19 protein-coding genes are annotated in these 21,319 nt (G+C 46.8%); 5 read left to right on the top strand and 14 right to left on the bottom strand.

Annotated elements, in window-relative coordinates; genetic code table 11:
* Positions 1-276 precede the first annotated feature (276 nt).
* Both ACTNEN_RS11375 and add read left to right on the top strand, forming a co-directional pair.
* Positions 277-858, top strand: coding sequence for an ECF transporter S component (locus ACTNEN_RS11375; protein WP_441206585.1), 582 nt, complete (start codon positions 277-279; stop codon positions 856-858).
* A gap of 2 nt (positions 859-860) precedes the next feature.
* On the top strand, positions 861-1,847 hold the full coding sequence (gene add, locus ACTNEN_RS11370; protein ID WP_441206584.1) for an adenosine deaminase: 987 nt from the start codon (positions 861-863) through the stop codon (positions 1,845-1,847).
* A 22-nt stretch (positions 1,848-1,869) separates the two neighbouring features.
* Here the strand turns inward: add and ACTNEN_RS11365 are convergent, their stop codons facing one another.
* Together ACTNEN_RS11365 and ACTNEN_RS11360 are read right to left on the bottom strand one after the other, a co-directional pair.
* Positions 1,870-2,475, bottom strand: a complete 606-nt coding sequence (locus tag ACTNEN_RS11365; RefSeq protein ID WP_441206583.1) for a uridine kinase family protein — start codon at positions 2,473-2,475, stop codon at positions 1,870-1,872.
* Between the two features lie 72 nt (positions 2,476-2,547).
* Entirely contained in the window at positions 2,548-3,162 is a 615-nt protein-coding gene (locus ACTNEN_RS11360) for a uridine kinase family protein (protein ID WP_441206582.1), read from the bottom strand.
* Positions 3,163-3,237: 75 nt separating this feature from the next.
* Here ACTNEN_RS11360 and ACTNEN_RS11355 point away from each other — a divergent pair, with 75 nt between their 5' ends.
* A complete protein-coding gene (locus tag ACTNEN_RS11355; protein ID WP_441206580.1) occupies positions 3,238-5,406 on the top strand; it encodes a Tex family protein in 2,169 nt (722 codons plus the stop codon).
* Positions 5,407-5,571: 165 nt separating this feature from the next.
* On the opposite strand, the gene ACTNEN_RS11350 is transcribed toward ACTNEN_RS11355, so the two are convergent.
* The 9 genes from ACTNEN_RS11350 to ACTNEN_RS11310 form a co-directional block, all read right to left on the bottom strand.
* Entirely contained in the window at positions 5,572-6,714 is a 1,143-nt protein-coding gene (locus ACTNEN_RS11350) for a glycerate kinase family protein (RefSeq protein ID WP_441206579.1), read from the bottom strand.
* A gap of 211 nt (positions 6,715-6,925) precedes the next feature.
* A complete protein-coding gene (locus tag ACTNEN_RS11345; protein ID WP_441206578.1) occupies positions 6,926-8,449 on the bottom strand; it encodes a PrpR N-terminal domain-containing protein in 1,524 nt (507 codons plus the stop codon).
* 32 nt (positions 8,450-8,481) lie between these two features.
* Complete coding sequence (locus ACTNEN_RS11340; protein ID WP_441206577.1) at positions 8,482-9,084, bottom strand: TetR/AcrR family transcriptional regulator; 603 nt, start codon at positions 9,082-9,084, stop codon at positions 8,482-8,484.
* Positions 9,085-9,137: 53 nt separating this feature from the next.
* Complete coding sequence (locus ACTNEN_RS11335) at positions 9,138-10,538, bottom strand: radical SAM protein (protein WP_441206576.1); 1,401 nt, start codon at positions 10,536-10,538, stop codon at positions 9,138-9,140.
* A gap of 195 nt (positions 10,539-10,733) precedes the next feature.
* Positions 10,734-11,672: a prolyl oligopeptidase family serine peptidase gene (locus ACTNEN_RS11330; protein WP_441206575.1), complete on the bottom strand. Its 939-nt coding sequence runs from the start codon at positions 11,670-11,672 to the stop codon at positions 10,734-10,736.
* Positions 11,673-11,795: 123 nt separating this feature from the next.
* A complete protein-coding gene (locus ACTNEN_RS11325) occupies positions 11,796-12,689 on the bottom strand; it encodes an alpha/beta hydrolase (protein ID WP_441206574.1) in 894 nt (297 codons plus the stop codon).
* A gap of 84 nt (positions 12,690-12,773) precedes the next feature.
* A complete protein-coding gene (locus ACTNEN_RS11320; protein WP_441206573.1) occupies positions 12,774-14,267 on the bottom strand; it encodes a tripartite tricarboxylate transporter permease in 1,494 nt (497 codons plus the stop codon).
* A gap of 19 nt (positions 14,268-14,286) precedes the next feature.
* On the bottom strand, positions 14,287-14,772 hold the full coding sequence (locus ACTNEN_RS11315; protein ID WP_441206572.1) for a tripartite tricarboxylate transporter TctB family protein: 486 nt from the start codon (positions 14,770-14,772) through the stop codon (positions 14,287-14,289).
* An 88-nt stretch (positions 14,773-14,860) separates the two neighbouring features.
* Entirely contained in the window at positions 14,861-16,015 is a 1,155-nt protein-coding gene (locus tag ACTNEN_RS11310; protein ID WP_441206571.1) for a tripartite tricarboxylate transporter substrate-binding protein, read from the bottom strand.
* Positions 16,016-16,253: 238 nt separating this feature from the next.
* On the opposite strand from ACTNEN_RS11310, the gene ACTNEN_RS11305 reads away from it, so the two are divergent.
* Both ACTNEN_RS11305 and ACTNEN_RS11300 read left to right on the top strand, forming a co-directional pair.
* Complete coding sequence (locus ACTNEN_RS11305) at positions 16,254-17,231, top strand: LysR family transcriptional regulator (protein WP_441206570.1); 978 nt, start codon at positions 16,254-16,256, stop codon at positions 17,229-17,231.
* Positions 17,231-18,073 carry a LysR family transcriptional regulator gene (locus ACTNEN_RS11300; RefSeq protein ID WP_441206568.1) on the top strand — a complete coding sequence of 281 codons (843 nt, stop codon included), beginning with the start codon at positions 17,231-17,233 and terminating at the stop codon, positions 18,071-18,073. The genes ACTNEN_RS11305 and ACTNEN_RS11300 overlap by 1 nt, the downstream gene beginning before the upstream one ends.
* Positions 18,074-18,083: 10 nt before the next feature.
* Here the strand turns inward: ACTNEN_RS11300 and ACTNEN_RS11295 are convergent, their stop codons facing one another.
* From ACTNEN_RS11295 to garR, 3 genes are all read right to left on the bottom strand, one after another.
* Positions 18,084-18,938 (bottom strand): aldo/keto reductase, encoded by an 855-nt coding sequence (locus ACTNEN_RS11295; RefSeq protein WP_441206567.1) that lies wholly within the window; start codon positions 18,936-18,938, stop codon positions 18,084-18,086.
* Between the two features lie 87 nt (positions 18,939-19,025).
* Positions 19,026-19,925 (bottom strand): dihydrodipicolinate synthase family protein, encoded by a 900-nt coding sequence (locus tag ACTNEN_RS11290; protein ID WP_441206566.1) that lies wholly within the window; start codon positions 19,923-19,925, stop codon positions 19,026-19,028.
* 153 nt (positions 19,926-20,078) lie between these two features.
* Positions 20,079-20,975, bottom strand: a complete 897-nt coding sequence (gene garR, locus ACTNEN_RS11285; protein ID WP_441206564.1) for a 2-hydroxy-3-oxopropionate reductase — start codon at positions 20,973-20,975, stop codon at positions 20,079-20,081.
* Positions 20,976-21,319 lie beyond the last annotated feature (344 nt).

The raw sequence follows: 21,319 nt of genomic DNA, 5'->3' as shown, positions 1-21,319 counted from the left end.
GATGAAGCCATCATACAGCACAGCACTGTCCCTGTCTAATATCTAATATTTTGATTTAGATATAGACAATATTTATAAAGAGACGCGATATCGCATGAAAAATAATCTTCTAACAAAGCTAATCAAAACGATCAAACAGCTCCAAATACACCAGTTCTTCTCCGGACAAATCAAAACCAATGATCTGGTCATATTATATTTTCCATATTTGGTAATAGTAATATTATCAGACGATGTCTATAATGCACGGTAATAAAACACAGCAGGAGGTACATCATGAAAAACTCAAAAACCTATCAGCTTGCACTTGCCGCTCTCTTTGCGGCTTTATCCTATGTAGTATTTACATTTCTGCAGATCAAGATCCCGGTGGGAGGAGACATGACCTCGATCCATCTAGGAAATGCGGTTGTCGTGCTCGCCGCATTCATCATAGGCGGACCTCTGGGAGGTATTGCCGGTGCCATCGGTATGAGCATCGGAGATTTTTTTGATCCGGTCTACGCGCCGCTGGTACCCAAGACTTTATTCTGTAAGTTCTTTATCGGTGTCATTACCGGTTTGGTTGCGCATCATTTTGGTAAGATCACAAAAAACAATGATACGAAGCATGTCCTGCACTGGGCGATCTTTGCCGCCATCGCAGGTCTTGTCTTTAACGTTTTTGCAGACCCGATCATCGGCTACTATTATAAGATCCTTGTGCTTGGCAAGCCTGCCGCAGAGCTTTCTCTAACCATAAATTTTGTTTCCTCATTTATTAATGCGGTTGCATCTGTTATAGTATCCGTAGTGGTTTATATGGCACTGCGCCCGGCGCTTAAAAAAGCCGGTTATTTTGAACAGCTGAACTGGTAAAAATGGAAAATCTGATTGATCTGCATATACATCTGGATGGCTCGATTCCTCTCCGCACAGCACGCAGGCTTGCGAAACTCGAGGGACTTAACAGCATAGACGACACGGAGCTTCGGCGGCGCATGACCGTACCGCCGGATTGTCCGGATTTGAATGCCTATCTCGCTGCATTTGCCTTTCCGCTTAAGCTTTTACAGACCCCGGAGGCTGTGGAGATCACGACCTATGATCTGCTCACAGAGCTCCGTTCCGAGGGCGTAATCTATGCCGAACCGCGCTTCGCGCCTTCTTCGCTCACCACCTCCGGGATATCTCAGGAGGAGGTTGTGGAAGCAGCGATTGCCGGACTGCAGCGTTTCATCCGGGATCAGTCAGAGGACATTAAAGTACATCCGGAGCATCCGACGCTCCGGGCAGGTCTGATCCTATGCATGATGCGGGGCCGTGGAGAGGAGGCATTCAGAGCCTCCATGGATACGATCCATGCAGCTAAAAAATATCTCGGCAGAGGTGTGCTCGCCATGGATCTCGCCGGCGCGGAGGCATTGTTTCCAACCCGGGAGTTTGCACCGCTGTTCCGTATAATCCGTGGGCTTGACATTCCATTTACAATCCATGCGGGTGAAGCGGACGGACCGGACAGCATTCGTGATGCCATCCGTTTTGGAGCATGCAGAATTGGTCATGGCGTCCGCTGTCTCGAGGATCCGGAACTCGTTGAACTTCTATGCAAGAAGCAGATTCCGCTGGAGCTCTGCCCGACAAGCAATATCCAGACCCGGATTTTCCCGTCTTTTGATGCATTTCCGCTCCGGAAGCTCCTGTCTGCCGGTCTTAAGATTACCATCAATACCGACAACATGACGGTTTCCGATACGACGCTTAATAATGAGTTTGCAAAACTGAAGGAAGCATGCGCTCTCACTTCCAACGAAATGCATATGCTTCTTACAAATGCCAAAGAGGCTGCGTTCACCCATCTTACGTAAGGGGAAACGCAGCCTCTTTTTATTATGACCAGGAAATCACAAGATCACTTTTTTCCTTTATGTTATACCGTTCAAAATATGCATCTTCCTTGGGAATCCACTTGTCGATAAAATCCTGAAGCTTTTCCTCTCCGCTTCTCTCAAAAATATGCTGCCGGCGGGTTTCTTCATCGATATCCATAAAGATCCTGAGCTGGTAGGGATTACCAAAATACGGATGCTGGCTGTAGGAGCCCTCAATAATATTAAGGCGCTTCGGCGGAATTGTGATTTCATCGTCCGGGCGAAATCCCATAATGCTGCAGCGGAACGGGCGGTATACTACCGGATCTCCGTAAAAAAGCGGAATCAATACCTCCTCCCGGAATCTCTCATAGTCTACATTTCCACCAACCTCCTGCATTCGCTCTTCGGTCCTCTGCTCCGGTCTCAGAAAGAAATCATCCATATGAAACACATTGGCATCCAGTTTCCGGGACAAAAACTCAGCGAGCCTCGTCTTGCCGCTGCCGCATTTACCGTCAATCGCAACCATGAGGATCTCCTCCTCCGGATCGCGAAGCAATTCCTCAATAGCATCCACTGCCGGATAAAAACGTCTTTCCTTAAGATCTGTAACCTCACTCATACTTCCTGCTTCCTGTCAATTACGTTCCTGTAAAAATACTATAAAGCCCGCTATATGCCTTACGAATACAATTTACGCAAGGGACTCACTCTCAAATGCAATCGTAAGATCACATCTCTCCTGCACCTTAAAGGCATCAATGTAGCGGTCTGTCTTGGGAATCCACTTATCGATATAATCATCCAGCTCCGCTGTGCCCTGCCGGTCTATGACATTGGCAATCTGCTGCGGATATTTTACATCCATAAAAATGTGATATTGAAACGGATCACCGAAATACGGATGCATACTGTAGGTTCCCTCAAAAATATTAAGCCTTTTGGGAGGAATGTCTCTTGCATAGGCATCATCAAAATCCATGGTTAGATAGTTAAACGGCCGGTAATGTACCTTCTCTCCCGCAAGGACCGGAAGCAGCACTTCTTCTTTAAAGCGCTCATAGTCAACATTTCCGCCCACCTCATGGAGACGCTCCGGCGTCCGCTGATGCGCCTGCAGATAGTAATCATCCAGATGAAACAAATTGCAGTCAAAGCGCGACGCAAGATATTTGGCTATGGTTGTCTTGCCTGCGCCAGTCCTACCATCAATGGCAAGCAGCAGGATCTGCCGGTCACTTTTTAAAAGCCTGCGGATCGCCTCCACTGCCGGTTGAAATCTCTTGTTATTTTGTGTTTTATCTTCCATAATGGAATTCTCCGCAGTATTCTAAAGAGTACATAATTACTAAATTTTATGCGTAAACAAAAAGGAAGTCAAGTAATGAATATTTCAGAAAAACTGGCATCAGAGCTTTCCATCCGTGTCCCGCAGGCAGAGGCGGTAATCCGCCTGATTGATGAGGGCAATACCATCCCCTTTATCGCCCGCTATCGTAAGGAGCTCACCGGAGGTCTGGAAGATGATGTGCTGCGACCGTTTGAGGAGCGGCTTACGTATCTTAGAAATCTGGAGGAACGCAAGGCAAGCATCCTCTCCTCCATTGAGGAACAGGGGAAACTCACAGAGACTCTCCGTGCAGAAATTGATGCAGCGGATACTGCCGTTAAGCTGGAGGATCTGTACCGTCCATATAAGCCAAAGCGCCGCACGCGAGCCATGATGGCAAGAGAACGCGGTCTGCAGGGACTCGCCGAATACCTTGGCAGTGACAAAACGCCGGTTCCGGTAGAGAAGGAAGCTGCAAAATATATAAATCCCGAGAAGGCTGTCCCGGATATCAAAACTGCAATCCAGGGTGCGGAAGATATCCTGGCTGAGGACATCTCCGACAACGCAGATTTTCGGGCATGGATCCGCCGGAAAACCTGGAATGAGGGCGTGCTGCTTTCTGCTGCCAGAACCAAGGACATTGCCGGAACCGTAACACCCTACAGTAATTATTATGACTACTCCGAACCGGTCCGTCAGATCCCCGGACACAGAACCCTTGCCATCAACCGCGGCGAGAAGGAAAAAATCCTCACGGTGAAGGTTGAGGCACCTGCGGAAGACTGCATTCGCTATCTGGAAAGCCACAGCCGGATCGGTAAGAATCCCATAACCGACTCCTATCGCAGGGACGCGATCCAGGACTCCTACCAGAGACTGATTGCGCCCTCCATTGAGACCGACATCCGCAATGAGCTTACCACCCGGGCAGAGGATGGCGCCATGCAGATCTTTGCTGCAAACCTCCGGGAGCTTCTGATGCAGCCCCCGATCGTAGGTAAAACCGTGCTTGGCTGGGATCCCGGATACCGTAATGGATGCAAAATCGCTGTAGTGGATCCGACCGGTAAGGTGCTGGATACCACGATCATTTATCCGACCAAGCCTGCAGGACGCGTGGAGGAAGCAATGCGCACCATCGGTAAGCTGATCGAGAAGGATCACGTTGACCTGATTGCTCTCGGCAATGGCACCGCCTCCAGAGAAAGCGAGCAGATCATCGCGGATTTCCTGAGCAGCAGGCATCTGCCGGTAAAATATGTCATCGTCAACGAAGCCGGTGCCTCCGTCTACTCTGCCAGCAAGCTTGGTGCAGAGGAATTTCCGGATTTTACCGTAGAGGAGCGTGGTGCCGTATCCATGGCGCGCCGTCTGCAGGATCCGCTCGCAGAGCTCGTAAAGATAGATCCACAGGCGATCGGTGTCGGACAGTATCAGCATGACATGAACCAGACAAAGCTCTCTGCACAGCTCGGAAACGTCGTCGAGGATTGCGTCAATGCAGTGGGAGTGGATGTGAATACCGCGTCCGCCGTGCTGCTCGAGCACATCTCCGGAATCAACAAAACCATTGCAAAAAATATCGTAAGCTACCGGGAGGTAAATGGCTCCTTCCAGAGCCGTCGGCAGCTTCTTAATGTGCCAAAGCTCGGCCCTAAAGCCTTTGAGCAGTGCGCCGGCTTCCTCCGGATCCGGGATGGAAAAGAAGTCCTGGATAATACCGCCGTGCATCCCGAGAGCTATGAAGCAGCAAAGAAGCTCCTTAAGCTCCTCGGTTTCACAGAAGCAGACGTACGTAACGGAAAGACCCGGGAGCTTGCTGCTACGGTTAAGAAATCCGGGCAGGGTATGGAAAAGCTTGCTGCAGAAACCGGAGTCGGAGCCTATACACTCTCCGATATCCTCTCGGAGCTTCAGAAGCCCGGACGGGATCCACGGGACAACGCACCTGCACCAATCCTCCGGAGCGATATCCTGGATTTTAATGACCTGAAGCCAGGCATGGAGCTTAAGGGCACCGTACGTAATATCGTGGATTTCGGCGCCTTTGTCGATATCGGAGTCCATCAGGATGGTCTCGTGCATATCTCACAGCTTGCCGACCGTTATGTGAAGCATCCCCTGGATGTTGTGCATGTAGGAGACATCGTAGACGTAAGGGTGCTCTCTGTTGACCCGGAACGGAAAAAGATCTCGCTCACCATGCGGAAGCAGAAATAAACCAGCATTCGGAGTCAGAAAGCAGACCCATAAAAAATCACAAGGAGGGATTCACCGAGCCTATGTCTCAGTGATCCCTCCTTGTTATATGTTGTTAATAAGCATGCAATCATTACACTATTTTGACACTGCTTTCATAAACAGCATACAGCTGCCTGTGCATACTTATTTTGCCATCTTCATCCCAGCCTTTAAGAAGCGGAACATCCGGACCGCTCCCTTATAATACAGCTCCTCTGCATTAGAGAGCGCCTCCTCCAGTGGCATCGGTCCGTCTACGGTTGTCATGATCGAGTCAATGCCGTGCGCATAAATCTTGTCATAATCTCTCCCCAGGGATCCGCAAAGTGCTGCTACCGGAACCTGATGCTTTTTGGCACGATCTCCGACTCCCTGCATTACCTTGCCAAAGCAGCTCTGCCAGTCGGTTCTGCCCTCTCCGGTAACCACCAGATCCACGCCTTCCAGGCGCTTATCAAAATCAATGAGATCCAGCACAGTCTCAATACCGGATTTCATCTCCGCATTAAGATAAATCATCAGTGCTGTACCCAGACCGCCGGCTGCACCTGTACCTTGATAGTCGTCCGGATTTTTACCGAATTTCCGAATAATGACATCACGATAGTTCTGCATTCCCTTCTCCAGACGATCCAGAATCTCCGGCGTACCGCCCTTCTGCTTACCAAAGGTATAAGTTGCTCCATCCGGTCCGCACAGTGGATTGGTCACGTCACACATAACCGTAAAATGCGCATTTTTAACCGCCGGATCCAGACCGCTCACATCAATATCACAAACCTTTTCCAGATCTTCGCCCTTGCCCATCAGCACATTTCCATCCTTATCAAGGAAGCGAATGCCTAAGGCGGAAGCAAATCCCATCCCTCCGTCATTGGTTGCGGAGCCTCCGATCGCAATAGAAATGTCTGTATATCCTGCATCGAGTGCCGCTTTTAAAAGTTCACCAGTTCCATACGTTGTTGTATTTAGTGGATTTCTTTTATCCTCGGGAACCATTGGCAGTCCGGACGCCGCTGCCATCTCAAGAACTGCCTCGGTATCAGACAGTCTGCCATAGAAGCCATGCTCTGTCTCCATCAGCGGACCATGCACATCCACATGCACAATCTCACCGCCGCGGGCTTTTACCACTGCCTCCGTGGTACCCTCACCGCCGTCAGCTACCGGCACTCCTCCGGTCTCCAGCTCTCCAAAAACCTCTGCAGCCGCCTTACTCAAAAGAGCGATGGTCTGATCGCTGGACAATGTCCCCTTAAACGAATCCGATGCAAATAAAAATTTCATAGTATGTTCTCCATTCTGTGAATTTAAAATGCCATATATCTGTCATTGCCGCCAGTCTACGGTGCTAAGCAAAATGCAATTATTAAAATTGTATTTTATTTTGGTAAAAGAAGCAATGCTTAATAGATACAAAGCCCCCCTCACTTTCTGTTAAAAATGACGAGAGTTTTGCTAAAGGTTCCATATTATTTCATATATTTTCATTATGCGCTTACAGAAGTTCATACTGTTTCAGTTTCCGCCACAAAGTGGTTTTGCTGATCCCCAGCATTTCTGCGGTTTTTTCCCGGCTGCCCATGTTTTCTGTCAGCACCTTAAGGATTCTCTCCCGCTCCTCATCTGCTGCCGTTTTCCGGTTTTTAAGTGGATTTGTCACTGCTGCATCCATCTGGACCTGTGCCTGTCCGGAGACATATACATCTGTGCAGTTTTCTACACGCGCACCATAAAGCTCCTGATACAGACCGGTAATCTCCTCCGCGCGGATACTCCTGTGATCCTCCGCGATGATCAGACGTTCCAGGAAGCTCTCAAGCTGGATCCGTCCCCCGGGCCAGGAGAAACTCCGGATCACCTGCATGGCATCTTTTGTGAGCACATGGTATTTGCCATAACGCTCTGTCAAGGTCTGCATATAGATATCCGTAAGATACGGGATCTCCTCCGGTGTGTCCTTAAGCTCCGGGATCCGTATGGCAAACGCCGCCAGCCTCTCATAAAGCTCTGGCAAAAGATACGGTGCAAGCTCACGTGTCTTAGACACCACGATGACATTACGAAACATCAGGATCTCCAAGAGCTTCTTCTGAGACCTGAGATCCAGATTCTCTATAAAATTGATCTCGAGTGTTCCCTTAGCAGCCTCAGCTACACATCCATTACGTCCAAACAGATCATTATATGCATCCTGTCCCGGTACACAGTCATACTGCACAAGCTTCTCACTGGAGTGCCTGGACTTATTATGCATTGCCTTGCAGAAGGCATGATACAAGGTACCCACCGGTTCAATGATCAGTTTCGGACAATCTGTACGGGAAAACGTCTCTGCGAGATCCACGGCTCTCTGCATGCTGGCACTCTGATATGGGAAATTAACAAAAGGCCGCTTGCCGGAGATCTTGTCTTTATCTTCCCCTGACGTAAACGGATAGCTTCCCGTCTCAAACGTATCCGCAAGCTGAAATGCTTCGCGGATAGCTTCCGCCACAGCATCCTCGGTATTGGTAAGAAACAGAGACGGAACTCCTGCCTCATCCGCCACTCTGGACACCGTCCTGCCACCAATGATAAGATCTGCCTTATCCTCGACCGCCTGCAGTGCTGCCGGCTGAAGAAGCTCCGGATTCTGCACAAAATACTCTTTAAGTCGGACATCACACTCCGCCTCAAGACCGGACATATCGCATGCCATGTTTTTAAACATAACGATTGCAATATTTGGATGAGGTTTCTTAAGGACACGCTTGGCGCGCTCCAGCAGATCGCGGATACCCTGACGAGTCGTGACGATTTCCACAACCGGGATATTGGTATACTGCTTGATCATCGTTGCCTGCAGTCCCCGGGCTATAATAATTTCCGCGCCCTGGTTAATTGCCTGCCGGGCTTCCGTGACAGAATCCTCGGATTCTATGATTTTCATGAGAAACAGCTGCTTTTTCATTTCCTGCAGTACATCATGTGCAAGACGAAAAAGCTCATCATTAGGAACCAGCAGTGCGATATTTTCCATGAACTTTATCCCTTTTTATAAAAATGTTTCATTTAAGACAGCTTCGTACGTTTACCTGTATGATAAAAAATAGCGGCGATATCTTCCGGACTGTCCTTATAATCTGCCTTTCTCCACTCACGGTACATATTATACACGGAGCCTGCAAAAGCACTGACAAGCAGGCTATCCTTGCGAGTATTATGCTCCGGGATGACCCATTTCCACAGCATATATTCCGTGATTTTGGATAGAAACAGATCTCCCATGCCACAGGATATCAGTATATCAAAAAACTGATGATGCTTATATAAGAATTGAAAGCTATGGACCATATATTCCTTACCATAGTATATATTTTCAAGCCCGGCAGCATCAATTTTTTCATCCTCTCTCTGATACTCCACGATCAGCTCGTTCAGATGCTCTGTTAAAATATCCTCTATGGAATTAAAATTCCGGTAGAAAGACATCCTCGAAACCTGCGCTTCAGACGTCAGGTCGGAAACACTGATGGTGGAGAATGCCTTACTCCGGAGGAGACGAAGTAAGGCTGCATACATTTTCTGTTTCACAAATGCATTGCTCTGCCGGCTTTTATCTGTGCTTTTATTTATGCTTTTATCTGTGACTTTATCTACGCCTTGATCCGGCATACAGGCGTCCTCTCTCTTTTTCCATCATGTATTGATATATCAAATTATGCATGTCACTTCATATCCTTATAATTGTCATAGGAACTAGGTTTAACCTTTGTTTCCGCCCAGAGCTTATCCGCGCATGGTTTCCACTGCTCTGCATACGGTTCACACTTCCTGCAAAGATGTTCTGCAGACTCCGGCGACTGTAAATCTGTGGATCTGGCACCTGTTTCCTTCACCATCTTCTGTAAAATTTCCGGATTTTCCAGCATTGGGCATGGCCGTAAATGATTCTTATTAAATGGCTGATTTTCATAGTATGCCATAAACAGCGGCTGGTGCAGGATCTCAAGTAAATTACTGGTCCGGATATTGGCATTGGAATAGTGGATAAACACACACGGCTCTGCATCACCATTGGCATTAATATGAAAATAATTTCTGCCTCCGGCGATACAGCCGCCTACAAACTCTCCATCGTTCTGGAAGTCCATCGTAAAGATACCCTTGCCTTTTGTCAGACTACGAATCTCACGCACCCTGTTTTTGACAAGGGTTCTCTGCTCTGGTGACGGCAGAAGCTCAAGAGACGCATCATTTCCAACCGGCATGTAATGGAAATACATGGCATACCTGCAGCCTTTATTTATCATAAGATCTACAAATTCGTCACTTGTAACGACCTCGTAGTTTTTAGAGGTATAGCAGATGGATGTACCAAAAACCAGACCATTCTGCTTCATAAGATCCATGGCATGCATAACTTTGCCAAAGACTCCCTGCCCTCTCCGTAAATCATTCACTTCGGAAAATCCCTCAAGACTGATCGCGAGATACAGGTTTCCGACTCTCTTAAGCTCATCACAGAAAGCTTGATCCACAAGCGTACCATTGGTAAAGGCAAGAAACGCACAATCCGGGTGCATTTCACAGAGTTTAATAAGATCCGCCTTCCTCACCAGTGGCTCTCCACCGGTATACATATAGAAATATACGCCAAGCTCATTACCCTGACGGATCACACTATCCATTTCTTCCAGCGTAAGATTCAATTTATTACCATACTCTGCAGCCCAGCATCCGGTACAATGCAGGTTACATGCACTGGTCGGATCCATCAGAATCAGCCACGGAACATTGCAATGGTACTTGGCACGCATCTTACGGATCGTTTTTGTTCCGTACAAAAAGGATTCAAATCCTAGATTCAACGCCAAGGTTTTTAATACATGTGGATCTACCTCGTTCAGCACACGGTTAATGTATTTATTTAAGACACTGTCTTTATTATTGACAAAATCCCGTGCCTTATCAAAATCCACATCCGGCTTTTCATCTGACATATATTTTTCCATCAGATCAATCAGTCTGCATACACCCTGCCCGCGGTTCTTATCTACGTCTTTTAACACAACGTCAATTGCCTTAGATGCCGCTAATCTGGCTGCTGAATGTCCTATGCTGCTCATATCCAGTCACCTCATTCTGATAAATTATCAGGATTCCTTTCTATAATCTTTAAAATTAAATTTTTTGATGTTACAGTCTGTAACATTATTATATGCAATTCTGCCTGATTTGACAACCTGAATAAATAAAAAAGCGAGTGGACACACCTGCAGCTTCAGTGGTCCACTCGTTGTTCTAATCTATTTGCATTTGCCCTAGCATACTTTATGGTTTAATTTATCATCAAAAAACTGCAGCATAAGTCTCTTGACAGATGGCTGGAAAAAGTCCTTGGTTCCATGTCCTGCTTTATGGAGGATATACAAATCCGCACGATCTTCCAGACCGGCGTCAACAATTTTCTGGTAAAAATCCTCACTTATATCTACCGGAACCAACTTATCCGCATCTCCATGCAGAATCAAAATCGGTGCCATACGGTCATTGATCAAGTATGGCGGGCTAATCCGCTCAGCTCTCTTGATCATATCCTCGTTATAATCTCCTCCCATTAAAGCACCACCATGAGATTCGGCAACGTTTTTCCACCGGTAATGCTCCGGATCTCTGTTATATTCCTGCTCTTCAAAACGCAAAAGCCCCGGAACGTCCACCGGCCCAAACATATCAATGCAGGCTTGTACCTCGTCACTGTAATCCAGCCACTCACCTTCATGCCATTGATCAAGATTCATATCTGCTAAAGCCGCAAGATGTCCTCCTGCGGAGCGTCCGATAATTCCTATACGCTTTGGATCAATCTCATATTCTGCTGCATGCGCCCTCAAAAATCTGATGGCTGTCTTTACATCTATAATCTGATCCGGCATATGTCCCTCTGCAGAACTTCTGTAATACATTGATGCAACCACATATCCTGCATCGGCGAGAAATTCCATTTCGGCGACCATCAGGTTTTTATCGCAGCCGCGGTATCCACCTCCCGGCACCCACAAAATTGCAGGTTTTGGAGTCTTATCCTCCTCATCCGCAACCCCCATGGCAAGGCGCATCTCACTGTTGCCATTTTGCAGCATAATAGACATTTCAAGGTCAAGATCATTTCCATTCAGATCCTTAACCTTAGAATATACTATACTGTCTATAAAATTGATGCTTTTACGCTTTTTACCCGGTTCGATGATTGTACGCATACATTTTCCTTCCAAATAATCTCTTTATACTTCTATAAATTTCTTTATATTGCTGTTCAAATCCCCGGAAACTCGGGTGAGTACTTGACTTACCCGGGTTTCCAAGAGAGGATTAACAAATATTTACAGGCCTGCAGACTGGAGATACTTAATAATCAACTGCTGCCCTTCCTGCCATGGTCCGGAGCAATGAATGATAAAACCATGATCTGCATCCGGAAATACTTTTGCCGTCACTTTAACCCCCGCCAGGAACAGCTTCCTGGCATAGTCAGCGTCTTCAAAACGAAAATTATCACGGCTTGCTGCAATTATGAGTGTATCCGGAAGGCCACGAAGCATCTTTTCATCTGCCTTAATTGGGCTGCAATAAGGTGATGCCAGTTTTTCCGGGTCCAGCTCCGTGTAACACTCATTAAACATGCGTCCCCGCTCCGCAGGGATCAGATTGTGCTCTGCATCCGGTTTATCTGAAGGATTCGTTGCCATATCAAAGCACCCATATCCCAAAACCTCGCAGCAGAGTCTGAACTCCTTTGTTTCATTGGCTTTAAGCGCGGTAACTGCCGTAAGATTAGCTCCAGCGCTGTAGCCTCCCATGGAGACACGCTTTGGATCAGCATCCCAGCTCGTCAGCATAGAAAACACCCATTTCACAGCGTCATAACACTGATTTACCGCAGTAGGATATGGGTATTCCGGAGCAAGGCTGTAATCAAGATCTACCGCAATACCCTTAAGGGCGTCCGCAACCTTGCATGACCATATCTCATCTCTTTTTTCATGCGGGCGTACAAAACCGCCGCCGTGCACATTAATATAAACCGGACAGTTTTCTATACGATTCTTAGCAGTAAACACATATACCTTCATCGCCCCACCGGAGGTTTCCAATGTAATCTCCTCTCGGGCACAGCTCTCCAGATATTTACTATACTCCTCTGTAATATGTTCCACCGCAACGCTATGTCCGCGCAATGCTTCAATCAGCACTGCCTTTCTTTCCTCTGTAAGCATGTCGCTTACCACCTTTCCTGAATTTACAGATCTCGTCAATTACACTTAATTTGCCTTAAAATACATCAGTCAATTCTCTGCACTTCAAGCAGTCTTTGCCTTATGCGCTTTGAGAACTTTGCGTACCAGCGGTCCAAATAAGCTATAGATCGTTATAATGATAAAGATCAACGAGATGGGACGGGTAAAGAATAGAGAATAATCACCCTTACCATATGATACGCCCATACGGAAATAGCTCTCAATCTTACCACCCAGGATAAAAGCAAGCATCAGCGGAGTCATCGGCAGTCCAAAGAAATCCATAATAACCCCGACAAGTCCAAAGAACAATACCAGATAAACCGAAAACATAGAAGTCGTTGCGGAAAAAGCTCCCATGAAAGCAATTACCAGAATTGCACTATATAAGTAATGATACGGTGCTCTCAAAAGAAGCGGGAAGAATTTCTTGGTGAACAGCTCTGTAATAAAAATTGCAATTGCTGAAATAAGGACCGTTGCAAAAATCAGATCTGCCAGCACCGGATTGGTCTGGATAAACATCGGACCCGGCTGCAGTCCATGAATCGTCATGGCAGACATGAGTAGTACCGTAGTCGAATCTCCCGGAATACCTAGTGAGATCATCGGGATAATGGCCCCTCCCACACCAGCATTGTTAGCAACCTCTGTTGCCCAGACGCCTTCATCCACACCGGTTCCAAACAGTTCCGGATGCTTTGACATCTTCTTTGCCTGTCCATATGCAATGATATTGGAAATACCGGAACCCATACCAGGCAGAAATCCAATCCACAGTCCAATGAGCATCGAAACACAGATGACTCGGAAATTGTCTTTAAAATCCTTTAATGTCAGGCCCAGTCCAGATAGTCCCTGACTGTCAACCTTAGGCATTTCCTGCTCACCCTTGGCATAGCTTGTTGCAACCTGCTGCAGTGCAAATGTACCCATCAAAAGACATACCACATTGATGCCCCCAAATAAGTTATAGTTATCAAAGGTAAATCTCATCTGATTGGTGACAGAATCGGTACCGACACATGCAAAAAACAGTCCTAAAAATGCTGCAATCATGCCTTTGAAAACAGAGCCGTTGGATAATCCGACAACCATGGTAATCGCCATCAGACAAAGCGAGAAATATTCCCATGGGCCAAGCTTCAAAGCAATATCCGCGATATACGTCGAGCAAAGAGTTGCCACAATGATTGAGATAAATGTACCAAGGAACGATGCGGTGATACCAATCGACAGAGCCTTGCCGGCCTTACCTTTTTTAGTCATCGGATAACCATCGTAGCAGGTGGCGATGGAAGCGCCTGATCCCGGAATGCCTACAAGCACCGCTGCAATAAATGATCCGGACACACCTCCAACATACATTCCGACCAGCATGGAAAAGCTAAGCTCGGTACTCATGGCAAAGGTCATCGGAAGGATCAACGTAATCCCCAGTCCACCAGACAGTCCTGGAATTGCGCCGAGGATTGCGCCAACAACGGTACAGATGTACATCATGATGAAATTCATCGGCTGCATCAGAGTGCCTAACGCAGTTAAATAATCAGCCATTTTCAGTCTCCTTCCTCGCTTATATCATAGAAATACCTACGGACTCCCAAATACTACCCTTCGGCAGTGGAATGTTAAAGCCTCTGGTAAATCCAAAATAGCAGATACTTGACAAAACAATGCAGAAAATCAGGCAGACTGCCACATTGATTTTTTTGTCTCCTTTGAGTGTCCAGATAAAAGCAAAAAGTCCTGCCACTCCGGTGATCCAGAATCCGATCAGATTCATAAAAACGGCAAATGCGAGACACTCTGCCATGATCACGATCAGCCTGATATATCCGGCATGATCAAGATACGGTTTGTTATCCTCTCCCGGACCGTCAAATATCATGGACAGAACCGCAAACACCGCAAGGCCAATGGCAGAAATATACGGAAATAGTCTTGGACCTGGTTCATTGGATACAAGCATCTCCGGGACCTTGGACGTGCCATATCCTATCAAGGCGGCGACGATAAGTGTAAATACTCCCATAACATACGTACGATTTATCTTTTTCATATGTCCATCCCCTTTCTGAGAAATGCCCGGCGGCATAAAGCGCACCGGGCATTATGATACAGAACTCAAAGCTACTTACCTGTACAGATTATCTCTTTTTAAGTCCCATGGATCCGACAAGCTCATCAAGTGAAGACCATTCTTTATCAAATGCTGCTCTTGCATCCTCCAGATTTACCGGTTCTGCAAATGTTGCCATCTTTTTATTGCCATCTGTAAAGGACTGCTGCTTTTCTGCTGCCATAACCGCACTATTGATTGCCTGTGCCGCCTCATCCGATAAGCCCGCAGGAGCAAGCAGATAATAATTAGAATCCCAGGTACAGTTCACACCCTGCTCAACTGTAGACGCAAATTTCTTATCCAGATCCTCACCTAACAGTTCACTCATTGACTCGAGTGTAGATGCCTTTGGGCCAAGGGTACCGAGGATTGTCAGCTTCCCATCTGCATCATAGTCCTTGGCGTTAGGAATCGAACAGTTTGCAATGTTGATAGCCTTGGAGGCAACCTGTGTCAGCTTATCTGCTTCCGAAGAGCACTGTACAAAATTAACCAGCTTTGTGTCACCGACCAACTCCTCAATAAGAGAAGTGAAGAGCACCTGCGTTGTACCACCCAGTGAGCATCCTACCGTCAGCTCTCCCGGATGTGCTTTGATATAGTCGGCAAGTTCGGTGAAGTTTGTATATTCTGCATCCGGATTAGCGATAATTGCCTGCGGACCGCCCTGATTTACGAGACCAACAACCGTAAGGTCATCCTTCATAGAAGTCTGCGATGCTCCGGTAAAATACTGGATGATTCCGCCGCCATGAGAAACATTTAGTGTCTTGCCATCTGGCTTGGCATTCTTGGTATGCTGCATGCCAACTTCACCGGTATCATAGTTTGTTACCACGAAATTAACCTTTGGACATACCTCCTGGAGTGCCTGTGTCAGATAACGAGTATATAGATCCGTACCACCACCTGCTTTTGCCGGTACATCCACATACACGGTTGTCCCATCCGGCCATACTGAGCTGACATCAACACTTGCAGCATCTCCGGATGCAGCTTTTGAACCAGTCTCTGCTGCTGCACTGCTATCAGTTGTTTTGGCATCTGCTGATGCTGTAGTTCCTGCTGTAGATGCTGCTGCCGTAGTTCCCGCATTAGGTGTAGAACTGTTTCCGCATCCTGCCAGTACGCTCATTGACATTGCCGCAAGGACAAGTCCTGATACAAGTTTCTTTTTCATAAAAATCCTCCCATGAAAAAAAGCCGATAAAATATAAGTATTAGTTATTATTTCAGCAGATAAATCCTCATACAAAATACCACTTTTATTGTATCATCTGCTGTATTATACTTAGTATATTCTTAACCGCAGCGCTTTCACTGACGTTTCATATTGTCCTTATTATACGTTGCGGGCCTAAGGCAAACAATCCTGAAATAGTTATCATATTTATTAGCAAAGGTTATAAATCTTTTACATGAATACTAAGACCTGTAATTATCTGATCGCAATCGAACAATATAAAACTCTGTCCAAGGCCGCGCAAAGTCTGGGAATCTCACAGCCCGCCTTAACCAAGTTTCTTATATCTGCCGAGCTTGAAGCGGAGCACAAGCTATTTGATAAAGTCCAGAAAACTTATATCCCCACAGAAGCCGGCAAAATCTATCTGACCGCCTGTCGCAAAATGCTGGAGACTGAGCAGCGCACTTTAGCCGCCATTTCAAGGCTCCATGCCCCTGCTCAACGTTTCCTCAATGTAGGTGTTACTCCTTACCGCGGAACTCAGGTTTTCAGCCGGATCTTTCATAGCTTCAATGACCGGTACCCGGAAATACAGGTAAATTTAAAAGAGGAATATATGACAGATATGAAATCCGATCTTCTCTCAGGTCAACTGGATCTTGCCATCGGATCCCTGCTGCCTAAAGACGAAGAGCTGTTTTCTTTTGCTTCCTCATCTTATGAGCCCATGTGTCTTGCAGTACCGCTGTCACATCCTGCTGCGGCACGAAGTAATGATTCCGGTGACTTTTTCCCAGTCATCAATTTTACAGATCTGTCAGATGCACCTTTTGTAATGTGGGGTTCCGGTACAACAAACCGGAAATTAATCGAAGCCTACATGGAACGCTATCACTTTACGCCGACCATTGTGTATGAAAGCAACAGCGCAATCCTTGTGAATGAAATGCTGAAAAGCGGCATCGGGATCGGGTTCATTCCCCGTTCTTTCTGCAAAGCGCACGAGAACCGAGTCTATTTCTCCACCTGGCCTCCAGTGCAAAGCTTTATCGGCATATTTTATAAAAAAGGCAGAATTCTGAGCACAGAAGAACGCTACTTTATATTCCTCCTGCTGCGTGACTCCGGCATGTGTAATACCAATGCCGGCATGAATATCTATTTCAATAAAATTTCCCGAAGCATCATTCAAGAATTTGGAGGCATTTAATGGATACCAGACAGCTTCAATACATTATCGCAATTGCCGAGGCAGGCCAGCTTTCAGCTGCCGCTGATCGGCTCTTTATTACCCAGTCCGCTCTTTCCCAACAGCTAGCGAAATTAAAAAAAGAAGGACTTCCTCCTCTTTTCCGAGAGGAGCGACGCCGCATGGTACTGACCGATGCCGGTAAAATCTACCTGAACGGTGCACGTACAATTCTACGTACAGAAAGTCTGGCAAAAGCACAGATGGATCTTCTCTCGGAAAACAAAGTGCTTCGTTTCCACTTTTCTATTGCGCCTTATCTTCAGTCCGACATCTATCTCGATGTTCTGCCAGCTCTCCGGAAACAGTTTTCTCAGGCTGTAATTGAAGTTTCAAGTGACACCACAGAGGGCACACGCAATGCGCTCTCCCTGGGAACTATAGACATGGCACTGATTCCCGATATTTATCAGCAGCAGGATTTTTACACCTATACACAGGTCCTAAGAGATGAGCTTGTCATTGTTTCCGGCTCACAAACAATAAATATAAATCTGCCAATGGTTCTCCCTGCAGAGCACTCCTATCTCAGAGAAATGTGCAATCGGATCTTTTCCCAGCTTAACCAATATCCGGAAATCTATGCGGAAAGTAACGACATATCCATTTCGCTTACGCTGGTAACTCAAGGTATCTGCAACACCATCCTGCCACGCTCACTGTTGAAAAAAGACTCTCTGACTCTCGTTTCTTTTTCTGAGCCTTATTATTTTAATCTTGTCTGCATCTATCAAAAAATGGCGGCATCCCCCATACTGGATGCCGCCATCAAAGAACTGAAACAATATTATCAAAAAAACTGATTTGTGCCCTCTACTGCATGTCGAGATATTCCTTATGTGTCGGAGCCGGATATGCCCGGTCAATTGCCGCAAGATCCTCGGCTGTGAGTATGATCTGGTCCGCCTTGGCATTGTCCAAGGTATGCTCTGCCTTTGAGCTTCTCGGGATTGCGATCGTGTGTCCATTGCGAATGTTCCATGCCAGCAGAATCTGCGGTACCGTCGCATGATATTTCTCCGCAAGCTCCACGAGTGTCCGGTTACGGAAAAGCCCATTTCTGAGAGACCCCGCCTGTGCGAGCGGACAGTATGACATAAGAGCCACATTATGCTTAAGCATCCACGGAAGCAAAGAGTACTCAATTCCGCGGGAGCCGGTATGGTAGAGCACCTGATTCACAAGACAGTTCTGGCCTCCCGGAAGTCTCCAGAGCTCCTCCATATCATCAATGTCAAAATTGGAAACGCCCCAGGCCTTGATCAGCCCCTCAGCCTTAAGCTCCTCAAGGCGGTCTACCGTTTCCTGCAGCGGATACCGGCCTCTCCAGTGATAGAGATACAGATCCAGATACTTCACACCCATGCGGGAGAGACTTCCCTCCAGAGCGCGACGCATCCGCGTGCCTCCTGCATTTCCGGGCAGAACCTTGGAAACAAGAAACAGCTGAGAGCGGTCCAGTGTGCTGATCGCCTCACCCAGCATGTCCTCCGCAGCGCCGTTGCCATACATTTCCGCTGTATCTATCAGCGTCATGCCGGCTTCCACACCCTTTCGGATACCTTCAATCTCCTGCTGCCGGCGGTTCCGCTGCTCTCCAAGATACCAGGTGCCCTGTCCAAGCGCCGGGACCGTTACACCGTTGGCAAGTAATACATTATGCTTCATAATCTACCTCTTAACAAATCTGTCTCTTAACATAAAAGGCAGCGGGACTCCCGTCTCACTGCCTCACATAGATAAACGGGGGATCTGTCAGATCAGCCCTGCCTCTTTCATAACCTTTTTAAAATACTCAAGTGTTGCCGCATTGGTGGTCGGAAGTGACGGAAGATACGGGTCGCCAACCTCCTGACCGCGAATGTTAGCCATATCCTTGGCTGCCACAGGGAACGAAGCCTTATCCATCGCAAGACGAACCGGATTAAGCTTGAACTGTGCTTCGCGTGAGCCCTCAAAATCTCCGGCTGCAAATTTCTGATATACATCCTCGATGAGACCTGGCATAAAGTTACCAGCGGTACATACGCCGCCGACAGCACCAACGCAGAGGGATGCATAAAGCAGGGTATCCTTACCTCCAAAGACCTTGAAATTTACATCACGGTTTCTGCGGACACACTCCTCTGTCAGAGTGATGTCACCGGAGGTATCCTTCATACCTACAATATTGTCTACATCATGTGCAAGCTCGGTGACAAGATCTGCAGTCATACCGTATCCTACACGTCCGGGGTTATTATAAAGAAGCACTGGAGTCTCCGGAATTGCCTCTGCAATCGTCTTAAAATGCAGATACAGCTCATCATGTGTCGGCTTAAGGAACATCGGCTGCAGTACAGAAACGCATGCTGCGCCATTGGCAACCGCCATCTTGGCAAGCCGTACTGCCTTTTTGGTATTGATCGCACCAATGCCAAAATATACAGGTACTCTGCCGTCCGCCTGATCTACCATGATCTTAAGACCTCGCTCCATTTCGTCTTCCTCAATCTGGTAGAACTCACCATTGGAGCCAAATGCCAGGATACCCTGCAGTCCACCATTGATCACAAAGTCAACCTGTTTCCTCATACCGGCTTCATCGATTTTTTCATCCTTGTCGATGACGGTGATGATCGGGACAACAACGCCCTTAATAAAATCTGTATTCATATTACTGATCCTTTCACAGAAGAATTTACACGCAGAAAATATAAATTCGTATTTTGGATGCAAAAAGCCCGGCACCCGACGTCGATACAATAACGCTCGGGTGCCGGGCTTCCTTACTCATAATTCAGAAATGCTCTCGCAGCTCTGATGAAATTACTTGTTGTCCTTAACGATGGATACGCCAGTCATTCTCTCATAGTACTTAACGATATCATCGTGATCGCAGGAACCCTCATCATGGTTCTTAAGCTCCTGCATAACCTCCATCATATGAGCGGTCATAGGAACCGGCATATTGATGGCATGTGCGGCATTCAGAGCATTGGTAAGATCCTTGATGTGCAGATCAATTCTGAAGCCTGGCTTGTAGTTGCCTGCAAGCATCATCGGAGCCTTGGCATCCATAACTGTGGAGCCTGCAAGACCGCCGCGGATTGCCTGATATACAAGCTCAGGATCTGTACCGGCCTTCTTGGCAAAGGTAAGAGCCTCTGCAACAATACCGATGTTGGCAGCTACAACCATCTGGTTAGCAAGCTTTGCAACGTTGCCGGATCCCAAAGGTCCAACATAAACTACAGAACCTGCCATAACCATAAGGAGATCATAGTACTTATCAAAGCTCTCCTTCTTACCACCAACCATGACAGAAAGAGTTCCGTCAATAGCCTTTGGCTCACCACCGGAAACAGGAGCATCCAGCATATCTACGCCGATCTTCTCAAGATCTGCACCGATCTTCTTTGACTCAACCGGATCGATAGAAGACATATCAATGAGGATAGACTCACCCTTGCGGAAGCCCTCTGCAAGACCATCCTTGTTAAATACAGCTGCACGAACATGAGGAGAGTTCGGAACCATTGTAATTACAACGTCTGCAAACTCAGCCAGATCTCTGCCGCACTTACCAGCCTTAGCGCCGCAGGATACAAGATCGTCAATAGCCTCCTGCTTAAAGTCAAAAACCATTACATCATGGCCTGCCTTTACAAGGTTCTTAGCCATCGGACGTCCCATAATACCAAGTCCAAGAAATCCTACTTTCATTTTAATTCCTCGCTTTCTTATGTAAAAACAATCATTACCTTTTTTAAATGAGTCATCTCTCAACTCACGTGCCTATCATAATAGAAGCGTCTCAGAGATACAATCCATAAATCGACTGAAAATCAGGAGTTTTTTGCTCAATTTGTCAATTTTAAGTATTTGGATTCATATCATTTCATATCGTTTCTATTTATTGCAATCTATCGTATTTGATCTGCGATTTTGTAAGCTTTAGGTAAATAGCAACCCGAGAGTCCCGTTTGTACTCCAAGAATCCCATTTTGTAAATGAGATTCCTGTTTTGTAAGCGAGATTCCCCTTTTGTAAACGAAAATCCCGTTTTG

This window comes from Oribacterium sp. HCP28S3_H8 (assembly GCF_052064775.1).
GTDB lineage: Bacteria > Bacillota > Clostridia > Lachnospirales > Lachnospiraceae > Oribacterium.
The sequence above is the reverse complement of the archived record's forward strand: the minus strand, read 5'-3'. Positions and strand labels throughout refer to the sequence as shown.